The sequence below is a fragment of the Alistipes sp. D31t1_170403_E11 genome (assembly GCF_015553985.1).
GTDB lineage: Bacteria > Bacteroidota > Bacteroidia > Bacteroidales > Rikenellaceae > Alistipes > Alistipes montrealensis.
Genome location: NZ_JADNHQ010000002.1, coordinates 132,652 through 148,741 on the forward strand (window position 1 = coordinate 132,652; position 16,090 = coordinate 148,741).

The following is a 16,090-nucleotide window of genomic DNA, read 5'->3' on the forward strand; positions in this document are numbered from 1 at the left end:
GCTCCTGGCAGCAGGGTTGCTGATCGTCCCGGCGTCGGGGACGGCGGCTTCAAAATCAAAATCCAACAAGAAAAAAGGAAAAACCGAAGAGGTGGCAAAACCGAAAGTCGACAAGTACACCAAAATGTTTGTCAACGACAAGTCGTGCCAGACCGCGAAAGGTCCGTTCCTGACGCTCCACAAACTCAAAGGCAAACTCTACGTGGAGGTTCCGATCAAGACGATCGGCCGTGAAATGCTGATTGCATCCACGATCTCGGAGGCGAGCGACACCAATCTGGGGACCATCGGCTACAAGCCCACGGCCCCCATTCACGTCAAATTCACGCGCATCGACACGACGCTTTACCTCTCGCAGGCCATCGTGCCGCCCGTTCACGACACGGACGACCCCCACATGGTCAAAGCCATCGGCCGGAGCACCCTCCCGCCGATCATGAACGCCTACTCGCTGGTTTGCTACAACCGCGACAGTTCGGCAATGGTGATCGACATGACCAAATTCTTCGCCGGCGACAACGCCCTGCTCGCCCCGATCAAGAACACCAAAGGCGGCATAGTAAATATCACGGGTAAGTTCAAGGACGAAGGTTCGGTCATCGACCAGATCAAGTCTTTCGAGGACAATGCGACCATCAAATCGTACCTCTCCTATTCGGTGACGGCCGACCTGCTGGGCCTGATGGTCATCAAGAAAGACGAACCGATGACCATGAAGGTGACGCGCACCATCCTGCTGCTGCCCGAAGAGACGATGCAGCCCCGTCTGGCCGATGCACGCATCGGCATCTTCCTGACCGGCATGTCGCGCATCAACGGCAAGAAGGACAAGATCGAGGATTTCGCGGTCATCAACCGCTGGAACCTCCAGCCCAAGGACGTGGAGGCCTGGAAACGCGGAGAACTCGTCGAGCCCGTAAAGCCGATCGTCTTCTACCTCGACGATGCGTTCCCCGCGCTGTGGCGCGAACCGATCCGCCGCGGCGTACTCCGCTGGAACAAGGCTTTCGAGAAAATCGGCTTCAAGAACGTTATGCACATCGAGGATTTCCCGAAGGACAACCCCGATTTCGACCCCGATAACCTGAAATACTCCTGCATCCGCTACGTTCCGGCGGCCGTGGCCAACGCCATGGGCCCCTCGTGGGTCGATCCCCGTTCGGGCGAGATCATCAACGCCTCGGTGCTGATGTACAACGACGTGGTGAAACTGGCTGCCATCTGGCGCTTCGTGCAGACTTCGCAGGTCGATGAGCGCGTACGCTGCAAGGAACTGCCCGACGACGTGTTCCAGGAGTCGCTGGAATACATCCTCGCCCACGAGGTGGGACACTGCCTCGGCCTGATGCACAACATGGCCGCATCGAACGCCTTCCCGGTGGATTCGCTCCGCAGCGCGACGTTCACGCAGCAGCACGGCACGACCCCGTCGATCATGGACTACGCCCGTTTCAACTACGTGGCCCAGCCGGGCGACAAAGGCGTGAAACTCACCCCGCCGGACCTCGGGCCCTACGACGAGTACGTGATCAAGTACGCTTACACGCCGCTGCCCGACAAGAAGGGCATGTTCGACGAGGAGAAGACCATCCGCGGATGGATCGACGAGAAGGTCGGCGACCCGATCTACCGTTACGGCCGTCAGCAGGTGATCGCCCGCTACGACCCCACCGCCATCGAGGAGGACCTCGGCGACGACCATATCAAGGCCGGCGACTACGGTATCAGCAACCTCAAATACGTCGTTTCGCACATGGAGGAGTGGATCACCGACGAGGAAGATCCCGACCTCAAGATCCGCACGGAGCTGTACGAGGCTGCAGCCGGCCAGTTCGCCCGCTACGTGAACGCCGTGATGCTCAACGTGGGCGGCATCTACCTCACGGACGTGAACAGCAACACGGCGGGCGGCCCGCAGGCCGTTCCGGTTCCGAAAGAACTCCAGCGGGCTTCGCTGAAGTGGGTGCTCGCGCAGATGAAAGACTCGTCGTGGCTCGAACAGCCTGCGCTGACCGAAAAACTGCCGCTGCACGTAGACCTCTCGTCCATCCTGCGCTTCAACTTCTGCCGCGCGTTCTTCACATACTATAAGAACGTGATGCTCTCGTCGCACATCGCCGACAACCCCTACACGCCGCAGGAGTATATGAACGACCTCTACGACATCGTCTTCGAAAGCACGATCAAGGGGCGTCCGGTGTCGGCCTCGGAGCGGCTGATCCAGCGAATGTTCGTCGATGCGGCCGCGGACGTGGCGGCCAGCGAGGCGAAGCGCGTCAAACTGGGCGGCATCGCGGAGGCCTACGCCCCCTCGGTAGACGAGATCGCACTGATGGGTCTCGACCGGAGCGGCGTCGTGGAACGTTACCTCGGACCGCTGCGCGAAGCCGAGGAAGAGTACGGCAAGGGATACATCGCTTCGCAGCTCTGGAAAAACGACGCCCTGACATCGGGCTACGGCTGGCAGTACAACGTCCAGCTGCGGTCGATCGACGAGTCGCGCGCACTGTTCGTCAACATCAACGACCGTATCCTGAAACTGTTGAGCGCGCGCGTAAAAAGCGCCTCGGGCGAGACCCGCGCCCACTATCAGGGCATGATCTACGTGCTCGAACGCAGCCTGTTCCCGTCACAGAAAAACTAAAGAATCCGGGCAGACCGGCCGAAACGGCCGGTCTGCTTAAAAACCCAAACACATGCAAAGAATTCTACAACATTTCAGCCGTGCGCTCCGGCTGCTGCTGCTCGTGGGCTCACTATGCAGTGCGGCAATTACAGCGCAGGCGCAGGGGGGGGGTGACCCGGTCAACCTGAATGCGACACTCAGCGTCACGCTGGCGGAGAAGCCCGTGACTGCCGTGCTGGACGACATCACCAAAAAGACCGGGATCAAATTCGCCTACGACCCCGAGGATATTCGCCGGCTTCCGGCCGTGAGCGGCGAATTCAAAAAAGCCTCCGTACACGAACTGCTCGACAAATGCATCGCAGGATCGACGTTCAAATACGCGATCGAGAATAACGTCGTGCTGGTCTACGACTCGACGGTCAAGATGCGTAAGTTCACCGTGAGCGGAACCGTCTTCGACACGAACAAGGCGGTGCTTCCCGGCGCATCGGTCATCCTGAAAGGCGGCGGGGGACAGGGTGTCTCGACCGACGAGAAAGGCCGGTTCTCGTTCACCTTCTCGACCAAGACCAGCCCTGCGGTCCTCGAAGTCGGATTCCTGGGCATGGAGACCCAGCAGGTGATCATGACCGGCTCGGCAAACGGAATGAAAGTCACCCTCAAGGAGGGCGGCACGCGCATCGACGACGTGGTGGTCAACGGTATGTTTACCCGCAACAAGAACACCTACACGGGCTCGGTGACCTCGGTCAAGGGCGAAGACCTCGTGGCCATCTCGAACACCAACCTGATGTCGGCCCTGAGCGCCGTGACCCCGGGTATGGTGGTCGTGCAGAACAACGCCTTAGGTTCGAACCCCAACGCCATCCCCGAAATCCTGATCCGCGGCTCGAACTCCATCGCCACGTCGGCCGAGCAGAAAGCCTACAACAACCCGCTCATCATCCTCGACGGCGCCGAAATCACCATGGAGGAGTTGTACGACCTCGACATGTACGAAATCGAGCGCATCGACGTACTGAAAGACGCCCAGGCTTCGATCGTTTACGGCGACCGCGCCGCCAACGGCGTAATCGTCATCGAGCGCCAGCAGGTGACCGACAGCAAGCCCCGCCTGAGCTACAACTTCGTGCCCGAACTGAGCATTCCCGACCTCAGTTCGATGAACCTCTGCAACGCAGCGCAGAAACTGGAACTCGAACGGCTGGCCGGACTTTACTCGAAGAGCGACGGCAGCATGGACAATGCATACGCCTACAAACTGCAGAACGTGCGCCGGGGCGTCAACACCGACTGGATTTCAGCGCCGCTGCGCGTCCCGTTCGGTCAGACCCACTCGCTCGCCCTGAGCGGCCGCGCCCAGAAGATCGACTACCGCACGTCGCTGCGTTTCAGCGACAAATACGGCGTCATGAAGGGTGACAACCGCCGCAACTACTCGATCAACTTCTCGATCGGTTACCACGCACGCGAAAAGCTCACGCTGCGCTACACGGCCAACTACACGCTGACCGATGCGAAGGATTCGCCCTACGGCAGTTTCAGCGCCTACACCAAACTCAATCCCTACGAGTCGCCTTACGACGAATACGGAGAACTGGTCAAGGCGTTCCAGTTCATCCCCGGAGAAACCTCGACAACGAGCGAAGGCTACCAGGTCAACCCGCTCTACAACGCCACGCTGTCGAGTTTCAGCACCACACGCAACCAGGCGCTGCGCAACACGCTCGACGCCAAATGGTACGTGACCAAGGATTTCTACGTTTCCGGCCAGTTCAACATCGACATCAAGAGCAGCCAGTCGGACAAATACACTTCGCCCGACGACGCTTCGTTCCTCGGCACAACCGATCCCGCCAAGCGCGGCAGTTACCAGTTGGGAACGGGCAAGGCATTCAACTACGACGGTAAGATCGTGCTCAATTACAGCCGCAACATCGGGCAGGAGGGATCGGGATTCGTCGTCAACGCCGGAAGCGACATCCAGCACACCAACGCCACGACCTCCTACGTCACGGCAATGGGATTCCTGAAGGACAACCTTTCGGACATCAAATACGCCCTGGGTTACGATACCTCGAAACTCCCGGGCGGAACCGAGACGCTGCTGGCCAAGGTCGGATTCTTCGCCAGCGGCAACATCTACTTCCGCAACCGCTACTTCGCCGATGTCTCCTTCCGTACGTCGGGATCGTCGGCCTACGGCAAGGACAACCGCTTCACCCCGATGTGGTCGTTCGGCCTGGGATGGAACCTGCACAAGGAGAAGTTCCTCGAAAATGTCAAATGGATCGACGTGCTGCGCCTCAAATGGTCGTGGGGATACAACGGCCAGACCACCGGCAACCCTTACCAGGCCATCACGACCTACAAATACGACAACAGCAACATCTACTACACAGGCGCGGGAACCGTGCCCATCCGTATGGGCAACCCCGAACTGAAGTGGCAGCGCGTGCTGAAAAACAACTTCGGCATCAACCTCACGCTCTTCAAAGAACGCCTGGTCGTCAGCTTCGACTACTTCCGCAACACCACCAAGGACCAGTTGATGACCATCCCGCTTCCGGCATCGACCGGAGCCGAGGACATCACCGTGAACTTCGGCGAGAACCAGAACTTCGGTTACGACTTCTCGGTGGCGGGCAAGGTCATCCAGACCAGAAACTGGGCCTGGACGACGGTGGTCAACGGTTCGCACGTCAAGGACCGCATCAACCGGATCAGCAACACGCTCAAGCAAACCTCTTACCAGATCGACGAAGGCAGCCCCCTGCGCCTGCGTTTCCGCGAAGGCGGCTCGCAGTATGACATCTACGCCGTACGCTCGGCAGGTATCGACCCCGTGAGCGGACAGGAGATTTTCATCAAGCAGAACGGCGAGGAGACCTTCAAGTACGACCCCAACGACGAAGTGGTCGTGGGCAACACCCAGCCCAAACTGCAGGGTACGTGGCTCAACACGCTGCGTTACAAGGGATGGTCGCTGAACTTCGTGTTCAGCTACACCTTCGGCGGCGACACCTACAACAAGACCCTCTGGGAGAAGGTCGAAGACATCGACCCGCGCTACAACGTCGACGAACGCGCCTTCACAGACCGCTGGAAGAACCCGGGCGACCTCTCGCGCTACCTGGCCATCAAGGAGAATAAAAAAGTAGACTCCTACAGTTCGGAGCGTTTCGTGGAACGACTCAACGAACTGTGGCTTTCGAGCGCGACGCTCACCTACGAATTCCAGTCGAAATTCCTCCGGCGGATCGGATTCAAACGCCTGGCCGTCGGCGTCGGCGTCACGGACCTCGTCCGCTTCTCGACCGTCAAGTACGAGCGCGGCACGAGCTATCCCTACTGCCGTACGATCAACCTGACGCTCCGTCCTACATTCTAAAACGCTGAAATTATGACACGCATAAAAATATACGGTTATATCTTACTGGCGCTCCTCCCGCTGCTGGGCGGCTGCGAGGGATACCTCGATGTCAACCCAAAATCGGAAGTGACTGACAAGAAGCTCTTTTCGACAGCCGAAGGCTGTGAGGACGCCATCTACGGCATCTATGCCGAGATGGGCAACTTCGCGAACAGAAACAGCCTGTTCAGCATGATGCTCTCGTTCAAGTACCCCGAACTGATGATCGGCAACTTCACCGTGGACTCGAACGACAACACGGCTTACCTCGTCCAGCGCCAATGGAAGCAGACAAACGCCGTCACCGCCGCCGAGAATATCTGGATCGCAGGCTACAAGGTCATCGGCCACGTCAACAAGGCCCTGATGCACATCCTGCCCAAGTCGGACACCGAATACCGCCACGTGAAACTCTACAAGGGCGAGCTGCTCGCACTGCGCGCGTTCCTGCACTTCGAGATGGCGCGCCTGTTCGCCGTGTCGTTCGCCTCGGGGGACGCTGCGGCCAAGGCCAAAGCGATTCCCTACGTGACCAAGTACGGCATCGAAGTCACCCCTTACAGTTCGCTGGACAAAGTCTTCGAACAGATCGTCAAGGACCTGACCGACGCGGAAGGGTATCTCGCCGAAGACGAAAGCCTGGTCACCGCCGCGCGCACCAACGCCGCCGACGGATTTTCAAGCTGCCGCATCACCCACTTCAACCTTTACGCCGTGCAGGCGCTGCTGGCCCGCGCCTACTGGACGATGGGCAAACTGGACCTGGCGGCGGATTATGCCGAAAAGGTGATCGACAGCGGCAAATTCCCGCTGATGACCACTGCCGAAGCCTGGAACGCCGTCGAAGCCGGAACGCTCAACATGCAGGAGACCATCTGCGGACTCTATTCGCTGCCCTACACCTCCAATTTCTACACATACCACATCGACAGCGGCGCCAACATCGAACTATCGGACGAATACCGCGAAGTGTACGCCACGGACGAGGCCGGCAGCGACAAGCGTTACAGCACATGGTTCAACTCCGCAACGGGGCAATGCATCAAGCACCTCAACAAGATGTACGCATCGGGCGAATCGAGCCCCACTTACAGCGGCAATTCGATCCCGGGTCTGAGCCTGATCCGCATTCCCGAGATGTATTACATCGTCGCCGAAGCCAACCTGACGACCGATCCCGGCAAGGCGATGAAATACCTCGACGCCGTAGTGACCTCGCGCGACCTGACCTCGTTCGAGGAGCGCGAAGGCAAAATCACCGCCGACAACATCTTCAACGAACGTCGCAAGGAGTTCTATGCCGACGGCGAGGATTTCTTCAACATGAAACGCCTGCAGAAGGACATCGAACTCACCGGCGCCGGTACGTTCTCCGGAACCGACGACGCAACCTACACGATTCCCATTCCGCCAAGCGTGGAAGACAATTACAGACAATAACCGAAGCCTTATGAAACGCAATATATTATTCAACATCATCCTGCTGGCCGGCATCGCCGCGGGATTCGTATCGTGCGGCGATACCTGGCTCAAATACGACACTTCGCGGAAAGGCAAACTCTATTTCTCGACCGGCAAAGGCGCGGACCTCGACAAATACATCTCGACCGACGTATCGTTCGCCCTGCTCGACGAATCGGTCAAGGAACTTCCGGCCAAGGTTACGGTATCCCTCATGGGCACGATAGCCGACTACGACCGTACGTTCGCCGTAACGGCCATCCACGACACCACGTCGTATTTCACGTCGGGAGGTATTCACCGCGAACTGGTGGACGCCAAAGAAGGGGAGGATTACACGCTGGGGCAGCTCTTCATTCCGGCAGGCGCCGTGGAGGGAGAGATCGCAGTGACGGTGAAACGCACCGAGAAAATCCTGACAAAAACCGCATCGCTGGTGCTTCAGATCGCGGAAAACGACCTGTTCGAAGGTGTACCCCGCAACGTCTACCGCATCCTGATCTCGGACGGCGAACCCGCCTGCCCGATCTGGTGGCGTTACGACGCCAACAACGAATGGTACATGTACCTCGGTATCTTCACGCCCGGCAAATACCGCAAACTGCTCGAATTCTACCACGGTATCGGCGAAACCAACCCTTCGCTTTACAAGAAAATGATCGAGCAGTACGGCGAAAATATCGATAATAAGACATACGTCACCACCTCCGGGACACTTGCGGAGATGACCATGGGCTTTATGGTCCGCAGCAACAACCCCCAGAAGCTGGCATGGGTGCGTTACGTGCTTTGCCCCATGTTCGACTACTATTCGACCAACTACCCCGACGCGGAAGTCTACACCGACAAGTCGGTGAACGTAACCACGAAGGGGTGGCGTAACCCGGATTATAACTATTAACCGCGAGCGACTATGAAACACCTGCTGAAATACCTTTTGCCGCTCTGCTGCGGCATCGCGCTGGCTTCCTGCTACGGCCTCGAAGAGGAAAACTTCCGAGAACTGGCTCCGATAACGGTAACCGGCCTGGACCAGACGATCTACACCAAGGCGACCGAGAAACTCCACCTCGACAAAATCCGCATCGAGAGCGCAAACGGCCAGGCGGTCGACTGCGAGTGGGCCTACGGCAAACCCAAGGATGACTTTCCGGGCATGGCCGACACCATGTTCCTTTCCAATTCGCCGACGCTCGACTACACATTCAACAATGCCGGCAGCTACGTACTGCGCCTGAAGGTGGACAACGGCGAGAGCATCGGATTCCATTACTACGAACTGCGCGTGCAGGCCGGCTTCGACGAAGGCTACCTCGTCCTCTGCAACGACAACGACGGGGCGGGTTCGCTGGCCTTCGTCAAGAAGCGTTCGCCCCAGGAGGAGGCCGAAGGCGCCCAGGAGGTATGGGACGACCTGCTGACGATCAACCCGCAGTACGACTTCCGCAACATGCGCGATGTCTATGTCTTCTCGTCGACCAGCGAGTCGGGCATACTCATGACCTCGGGCGACGCCGACGGTTCGGTCTACCGCCTCGACCCGACGACGATGGAGGTAACTTTCCGCGTCAAAGCCATGGAGGAATACGGGACCTGCACGGGCCGGATCCTGGGCGAGAAAACCACGCGCGGCCACTTCTCCTATGCCATCGGCGACGACGGCAAAGCCTACCGCTACGAATTCACGGCCGACCTGCTGGCCGTACGCCAGACGCCCTATCCGGTGAAATACGGCTACCAAAGCTACTACGCCACGACAAGCAGCGGCACGCGCGTACCACTGCTGTTCAGCGAAAACGGCGTGGTCGGCTTCCCGAACTCGAACATCAAGGGCTTCCCCATTCCCGAGGGATTCGAGGCCGTCAACGCCGCAGGAACGCGCGTCGGGACGGAAGCTTACTACGTCATCGCCCGTTCGACCGAAGGTACGCCGCGTAAAATCCAGGTCATCAAGTCGAACTCCGGCATCTCGGCGCAGAACACCGTGATCGAGTACAACGAGAACCTTCCGGCGCTGATCGACCGCAACTCGACGATGATCCCGACCAAACTCAACGACAACGTCTATTACAACTACGACAACAAAATCTACCACTGGGCGATGACCAGTGTCAGCCCCACGCTTCCGGCCGAGGGCGACAAGGCGGACATCACACTTCCCGACGGCGAACAGATCATGGCTATCTGCAGCAACGCCAAACCCTCGACTTCGTCGACGGTGATCGACGACGACATGCTGCTGATCGCCACCTACAATCCGACGGCGAAAGACCGCAAGCCCGGCAGCCTCTACATATACAGCCTGAAGACGATGAAGGCTGTAAAAGAGTATGTCGGCATCTGCGAAAAGCCCGTGGCCGTGACGTACAAATTCCCGACATCGAACTGACGACGCGTCGGGCCATCCTCATTCCGATCCGGCCTTCCCTCACGGGAGGGCCGGATCGTTTTCAGGAAATCCACAGGCTGCATAGCCCTGGTTTTGCTTTGCAAAAAAGAAAAAACAGGTTATCTTTGTATGCCGGTTGGCAGGAACACCTCTGACGAATTATGCAGGCAGGGAATAAACCGGAAAGCGAGCCTGTAAAGTTCCCCTTTTCAGAGGGGGGGGGTAGAGGGATTGTCTGCACGAAAACAGAAGCCGCGGAGACGGACACGGACGTAACGGCGGCGAGCAAAACCGAACGAACAAAAAGGAACAATTTTACCGCTTATGTTTTTAGAAAATGCCAGCCGCAAAGGCTGGATCGAAGTCGTATGCGGCTCGATGTTCTCGGGAAAGACCGAGGAGTTGATCCGCCGCCTGAAACGGGCCCAGTTCGCCCACCAGCGAGTCGAGATTTTCAAACCCCGGATCGACGTGCGCTACTCCGAGGAGGAGGTCGTGTCGCACGACTCGAACGCTATCCGCTCCACCCCCGTCGAATCGCCGCAAAACATCCTCTTGATGACCGCCGATGTCGACGTAGTAGGTATCGACGAGGCGCAGTTCTTCGACGAGAGCATCGTCGATGTATGCCGCCGGCTGGCCAACAACGGCGTGCGTGTGATCGTCGCCGGGCTGGACATGGACTACACGGGGAAGCCTTTCGGCCCGATGCCTGCGCTGATGGCCACTGCGGAATACGTCACCAAGGTCCACGCCATCTGCGTCCGCTGCGGCAACCTCGCGCACCATTCGCACCGTCTCACCAGCGACGAAAAGCAGGTGATGCTCGGTGCGCAGGACAGCTACGAACCCATTTGCCGCCACTGCTTCAACAAGCTGGCGAACGGCGGGAAAGAGTAACTCCCGGCCACAGGCCGACAATGATAAAACCGCAATCCCAAAACCTGGATTGCGGTTTTCTTTTCCCGGGAATGCCCGGCGATTTCGTCAGCGGGCGGCGCGCAGGGCGTCGATAAACCCGGGCCAGAGCACCCAGAGGTTCTCGGTTTGCAGCCACAGTTCGCGGGCCTGTGCGGCGGGTGAGGGTCGTTCGCTCTCGATGTCGCGCAGATACGCCTCGTCGGCCGGATGTTCAGCGGCGGTGAATTCGGCGAACCAGGGCGCAAAGCGTGTCCGGAACCGCTGCAACTCCCCTTCGGGCAGCTTGTCGTCGCGGCGGAAAGCCGACCACAGCAACAGCACCTCGCGCCCGGGATGTTTGTCCGAAACATCGTTGATCACCTCGTCGAACAACTCCTGTTCGTCCATGGCCAGATAGTCGAAAGCCAGCAGTTCACTCCCCTCCAGATGATCCTCGGGATCGAGTTCCAACAGCATTTCGAGCAGCGCCGCAGACATTTCGAAATCATTGATCAAAAAGTGGTCGATGGCCGAGGCGAGGATCAGCTCCAGCGCCGCACGCGAATTGCGGTGGTTCCATTCGAGATTGACCTCCTCGTCCTCGGGAATCAGCTCGGCGAGGCGCTGAAAAGCCCGGAAGCGCTCGTTGCAGGCTCCTTCGACATCGCCGGCCGTCTGCATCTCACGGGTGTGCGCCAGGATTTTCGCAAAGTTATAGGGTCCTTCGCCGACCACCTCGAAGGTCTGGTCGGGCGTAGGGTTAAGATATGCTTTTTGCATCATTATTTCTGAGTTTGAAGATCATTGCAAGGAGTACCACCAGCGTCACGCCGCCGCCCAGCAGGTAGGCTGCCGTACGGTTCTGCATGCCCAGCATCAGCGGCGAAACGAAAATATAGCTGGCGCAGACATACGTCATGACGAGGGCCGGGACGAGCCCCACCCAGACGCCGCGTCCCCGACGACGAAGATAAACGACGATCATCCAGAGCGTCACCGCCGCGAGGGTCTGGTTCATCCACGCGAAGTAGCTCCACATGGCCTGGAACGGCAGTGCAAAGATAATGAGCAGCCCCAGCGCGAAGAGCGGAATGCAGATATAAATGCGTTTGCGCAGCGTGCGCTGTTCGACTCCCATAAAGTCGGCGACGATCAGCCGCGCGGAGCGGAAGGCCGTATCGCCCGAGGTGATGGCGCAGGCCACCACGCCGAAGATGACAAAGACGGCCAGCACGGGCCCCAGCGTCGCATTGGCGATAACATCGACCATGACGGCCGCCTGTCCGCCGTATTCGGCGATGGCCCCGTTGAGCCCCGCGACATCGCCCCAGAAAGCCATGGCGATAGCCGCCCAGACGAGGGCGATAATCGACTCGGAGATCATCGCGCCGTAAAAGACCGAGCGACTTTCGCGCTCGTTACGCATGCAGCGGGCCATCAGCGGCGACTGCGTGGCGTGGAAACCCGAAATAGCCCCGCAGGCGATAGTCGTAAAGAGCATCGGAACGATCGGAAACTCTTTCGCATCGGCGATACAGTTCTTAAAAGAGGTGAATTCCGGGATGGTATATTCCCCGCCGAAAAGCAGCACGACGAGGATACCCACGGCCATGAACAGCAAAGCAAATCCGAAGACGGGGTAAATACGGCCGATAATCTTGTCGACGGGCAGCAGCGTGGCGGCAATGTAGTAGATGAGAATCACGCCCAACACAATCAGCAGCAGCCACGAAAACCCTCCGAAGGCAATACCTTCGAGCGCCGGAATATCGAGGCGGTTAGCGACGAGCGAGGCAGGCTGCGAAAGGAACACCGCCCCGACAAGGATCATAAGTCCTGCGGAGAAGAGCCGCATCACGATCTTCATGCCATTGCCCAGATACACTCCTGCGGTCTCGGGAAGGCTCGCACCGTCGTGGCGCAGGGAGATGACCCCGGCGATGAAATCATGCGCGGCGCCCATGAAAATACCGCCGAAGGTGATCCACAAAAATGCCACGGGGCCGTAGGCCGCACCGAGCACGGCGCCGAAAATCGGGCCGAGGCCCGCAATATTGAGCAGTTGGATCAGGAAGATGCGCCAACGGGGAAGAGGTACATAGTCTACACCGTCGTAAAGCCGGCTGCATGGGGTTTGGGCCGCAGGGTCGATACCGACAAGCCGCTCCAAATAGCGTCCATAAGTAAAATATGCGGCCAGCAACAGCGCCAGGCACACCAGGAAAGTAATCATCGCGAATAGCTTGGGGTCAGTTTAAACGCGAATATAGCAAGAAAAGCGAGAATTTTCGCAAAATTGTTGCGAGAAAAAAATATTTTTCAGATATTTGCAATCCCAAAGGGAACCTCCGTGTTCCCCAAAGGCTGAATTAGCTCAGCGGTAGAGCACTTCACTCGTAATGAAGGGGTCCCGAGTTCAAATCTCGGATTCAGCTCCAGAGACGTGAAAAGGGTCATGTCATCATCGCAAAAAGCCTTGCTTATCAATGTAAGCAAGGCTTTTTCGTTTTCAGCTTCCGGCGGGAGAGGTCCCGATTTATACCCGGATCAGGACCAAGGACAAGAGCCGGGGCTGGCAGGTCATTGCGGCGTCCCGGGCTGCCGACGATCCTGAAAACCGAACCCAACCACACCGATACATAAAAGGCCCATGAAATCATGGGCCTTTTATGTACGGTTTTCCGGGCGTTATTTATCGTCGGAGGACAGTCCGCCGTCTTTGTTCACAGAGAGGGACTTGCGCTGCTTACAGGGTTGAAATCCCCCCCCCCTCACGGTTCTCTCCACCGGGGTCGAGACCGATAGGATGTGCGAAAACGAAGCGGGCGCCGGCCGTATAGTTAGGGTCCACCCAGATGCGGCCCCCGACGATCATGGCGATCTGGCGGCAGATGGCAAGGCCCAGTCCCGTGCCCTTCTTTTTGTTGCCGTCGAGTTTCTCGAAGCGGTTGAAAACCATCTCCTGTTTGTCGAGCGGGATACCCGGGCCGGTGTCGGCCACCGAGAAGAGCACCTCGTTTCGCTCCTTGTCGATCTCCACACCCAACGTGATACTGCCTACGGAAGTAAACTTACCGGCATTGGTGAGCAGGTTAATAAGGATTTGCGACAGGCGGTGAGCATCGGTGGTCAGCATGAACGATTCGACAGGGCATTCCAGGCGGCCTTCGACCCCCTCCTGGCGCGTATGGGCCGTAGTCATCATCACGTGCTGGCAAATCTGCACGATATCTTCCGAAGCGTAGTTGAACTTGATCTTGCCGCATTCGAGCGACGAAATATCGAGAATATCGTTCAGCAGCGTGAGCAGCATCTCGGAGTTGTTCACCACGATGGCGCAGTACTCGGCACGCTCCTCCTGCGAGAGTTCCTCGCTCTGCATCAGCGACGAGAAGCCCACGATGGCATTAAGCGGCGTACGGATTTCATGGCTCATGTTGGCCAGGAACGCCGATTTGAGCATATCCGACTCCTCGGCCTTCTCGCGGGCGATGACCAACTGTCCCTCGCGCTCCTCGAGCGTGAGCTTCAGCCGCCGCATACGCAGCAACAGCCACGTCACAAAGAACAGCAGAAGCCCCAGCAGGGCGATACCCAGCACCAGCAATTCGATGTAGTGGGAGTATTTCGACAACTTGGCCGCCATCGTATCTTCGATGACACTGCCTTTGGGCAGGGCGTATTCGGCGATCTTCCACTCTTTGAGTTTGCGCGAATCGAACAGATAGAGGTTCTTGCTCGTATGGAAATGGGTCTTGTCGAGTTTGCCCGTATCGTAATAATCCTTGATCTGTGCCGCGATGATCTCCGCACCGTTTTCATATTGGGGTACGTAACCGCCGATCGCCACGTCGCCGATACCCGTACGGGTCACCGAAAAGACCGGGATGCGGGGATTGCCCTGCACCAGGTCGTTCAGCGACCGCTGCATGAAATACTCGCCGTCGCTGCCCACGCGCCATGTACCGAGCATCACGGCCGAACGGGGCGGCAGCGACGCATAAGTCTGGAACGCAGCGTCCTCGCCGTCGCGGCTGTCCACCAGCACGAGGTTGAGGTCGGGGTAATCCTTCCACTCCTCGCGCACAAGGGCCTGCAACGAAATGCCGCCGTAGGTGTTGTCCGTCACGACAGCGATATTTTCCACCTGGGGATAGAACGTACGAATCAGGTCGATATTACGCCGGATGTCGTACCGGTTGAGCATGCCGCCCACCATGTTCAGGCTGTCGCTCATCCCCTGGTAATCGACCATGCGGGGTTTCCACGTCTGCAACGAATCGGGAGGCGCAGGCAGCATGACGCCATTTTCGCTGGCGAAGCAACTGAAACACATCACCCCCTCGGGGATACGGCCCAGCGACACGAAGGAGGCCCATGCCTCCTGCCCCAGCAGCACGACGGCCCGCAACTGGCGGTTCTCGTAACGCGTGATCAGGTTGTCGATCTGGGACATCCACTGCGGCGCATCGGCAATGCCCTTGCATTCGAGCGTCTCGACGTAAATGTCGCACGGAACGCCCGACGCAACGACGCGCTGTTCGAAATCGGTGATGAAACTCGACATGCGGCGCGTGTCGGGGTTATACGACGAAATGATCAGAATACTCTCGCGCCCCTGGGTTTCATGCGCCTGCACGAATGCGGGCAGCAACTGGATGCAGCAGCAAAGCAGCAGCAGCCAGCCTGGTTTTATCGCGTAGTTTTTTCTCATAGGTTTCTATTTCCCTCCAACATTTGGGCGACCCTGTTGCGAAGTTCGTCCACACGGAGGGGTTTTGCAAGACATTCGTTGAAACCGGCCTCGAACATGCGCCGGCGGTCGGTTTCAAAAGCATAGGCCGTAAGCGCAATGACCGGAACGCCGACAGACAATTCCCGGATCAGGCGGAGCGCCTCGTAACCGTCCATGACGGGCATGTTGATGTCCATCAGCACGAGGTCTGCACCCTGTGCCTTGAAAAGTTCGACGGCTTCCGCCCCGTTTACCGCATGAACGAGGTCATAGTCCCGCCGAAGCAACACCTCGACGAGTTTATAGTTACTCGGATTATCCTCTGCGACAAGGATCCGGCGCCGCGAAGGGACGCCGCTGTGTTCACACTCCATAGACCGTGCAAATTTTAGGGTTTCCGGAGTAGAACCGGGGACCGCATCAGTTACAAAGTTAACAATTTTTTGAATACCTATTACTATTTACTCCGGAAAAAGGATTTCAGAAGGCAAAAAACAGCCAAAATCGGCCGTTTTTGATAGGCTATTTGCCCCGAATAGTATACATTTCATTTTTTTTACCGAT

Annotated in this window: 10 protein-coding genes and 1 tRNA gene; 7 read left to right on the top strand and 4 right to left on the bottom strand. The window is 58.0% G+C overall.

Annotated elements, in window-relative coordinates:
• Positions 1–91: 91 nt before the first annotated feature.
• The 6 genes from I2E69_RS04005 to I2E69_RS04030 all read left to right on the top strand — a co-directional run bounded on the left by I2E69_RS04005 (position 92) and on the right by I2E69_RS04030 (position 10,791).
• Positions 92–2,644: a zinc-dependent metalloprotease gene (locus I2E69_RS04005; protein ID WP_288332187.1), complete on the top strand. Its 2,553-nt coding sequence runs from the start codon at positions 92–94 to the stop codon at positions 2,642–2,644.
• A 52-nt stretch (positions 2,645–2,696) separates the two neighbouring features.
• Positions 2,697–6,020 (top strand): SusC/RagA family TonB-linked outer membrane protein, encoded by a 3,324-nt coding sequence (locus I2E69_RS04010; protein ID WP_195458909.1) that lies wholly within the window; start codon positions 2,697–2,699, stop codon positions 6,018–6,020.
• A gap of 12 nt (positions 6,021–6,032) precedes the next feature.
• Positions 6,033–7,481 (top strand): RagB/SusD family nutrient uptake outer membrane protein, encoded by a 1,449-nt coding sequence (locus tag I2E69_RS04015; RefSeq protein ID WP_195458910.1) that lies wholly within the window; start codon positions 6,033–6,035, stop codon positions 7,479–7,481.
• 10 nt (positions 7,482–7,491) lie between these two features.
• Positions 7,492–8,403, top strand: coding sequence for a DUF4843 domain-containing protein (locus tag I2E69_RS04020; RefSeq protein WP_195458913.1), 912 nt, complete (start codon positions 7,492–7,494; stop codon positions 8,401–8,403).
• 12 nt (positions 8,404–8,415) lie between these two features.
• Entirely contained in the window at positions 8,416–9,891 is a 1,476-nt protein-coding gene (locus I2E69_RS04025; RefSeq protein ID WP_195458915.1) for a hypothetical protein, read from the top strand.
• Between the two features lie 324 nt (positions 9,892–10,215).
• A complete protein-coding gene (locus I2E69_RS04030; protein ID WP_195458917.1) occupies positions 10,216–10,791 on the top strand; it encodes a thymidine kinase in 576 nt (191 codons plus the stop codon).
• 87 nt (positions 10,792–10,878) lie between these two features.
• On the opposite strand, the gene I2E69_RS04035 is transcribed toward I2E69_RS04030, so the two are convergent.
• On the bottom strand, positions 10,879–11,571 hold the full coding sequence (locus I2E69_RS04035; RefSeq protein WP_195460051.1) for a tetratricopeptide repeat protein: 693 nt from the start codon (positions 11,569–11,571) through the stop codon (positions 10,879–10,881).
• Positions 11,552–13,024, bottom strand: a complete 1,473-nt coding sequence (locus tag I2E69_RS04040; RefSeq protein WP_195458918.1) for a carbon starvation protein A — start codon at positions 13,022–13,024, stop codon at positions 11,552–11,554. Before I2E69_RS04040 ends, I2E69_RS04035 begins: the two co-directional genes overlap by 20 nt.
• A gap of 130 nt (positions 13,025–13,154) precedes the next feature.
• Between I2E69_RS04040 and I2E69_RS04045 the strand changes: the two genes are divergently transcribed.
• Positions 13,155–13,229: transfer RNA gene (locus I2E69_RS04045), tRNA-Thr, on the top strand.
• 308 nt (positions 13,230–13,537) lie between these two features.
• On the opposite strand, the gene I2E69_RS04050 is transcribed toward I2E69_RS04045, so the two are convergent.
• A complete protein-coding gene (locus I2E69_RS04050; protein WP_195458920.1) occupies positions 13,538–15,505 on the bottom strand; it encodes an ATP-binding protein in 1,968 nt (655 codons plus the stop codon).
• Entirely contained in the window at positions 15,502–15,900 is a 399-nt protein-coding gene (locus I2E69_RS04055; protein WP_195458922.1) for a response regulator, read from the bottom strand. Before I2E69_RS04055 ends, I2E69_RS04050 begins: the two co-directional genes overlap by 4 nt.
• Positions 15,901–16,090 lie beyond the last annotated feature (190 nt).

Bases quoted from the DNA above. Each gene is read 5' to 3' on its own strand.
- I2E69_RS04010 (WP_195458909.1), top strand. From the start codon at position 2,697: ATGCAAAGAATTCTACAACATTTCAGCCGTGCGCTCCGGCTGCTGCTG.
- I2E69_RS04015 (WP_195458910.1), top strand. From the start codon at position 6,033: ATGACACGCATAAAAATATACGGTTATATCTTACTGGCGCTCCTCCCG.
- I2E69_RS04020 (WP_195458913.1), top strand. From the start codon at position 7,492: ATGAAACGCAATATATTATTCAACATCATCCTGCTGGCCGGCATCGCC.
- I2E69_RS04025 (WP_195458915.1), top strand. From the start codon at position 8,416: ATGAAACACCTGCTGAAATACCTTTTGCCGCTCTGCTGCGGCATCGCG.
- I2E69_RS04030 (WP_195458917.1), top strand. From the start codon at position 10,216: ATGTTTTTAGAAAATGCCAGCCGCAAAGGCTGGATCGAAGTCGTATGC.
- I2E69_RS04035 (WP_195460051.1), bottom strand. From the start codon at position 11,571: ATGCAAAAAGCATATCTTAACCCTACGCCCGACCAGACCTTCGAGGTG.
- I2E69_RS04040 (WP_195458918.1), bottom strand. From the start codon at position 13,024: ATGATTACTTTCCTGGTGTGCCTGGCGCTGTTGCTGGCCGCATATTTT.
- I2E69_RS04050 (WP_195458920.1), bottom strand. From the start codon at position 15,505: ATGAGAAAAAACTACGCGATAAAACCAGGCTGGCTGCTGCTGCTTTGC.
- I2E69_RS04055 (WP_195458922.1), bottom strand. From the start codon at position 15,900: ATGGAGTGTGAACACAGCGGCGTCCCTTCGCGGCGCCGGATCCTTGTC.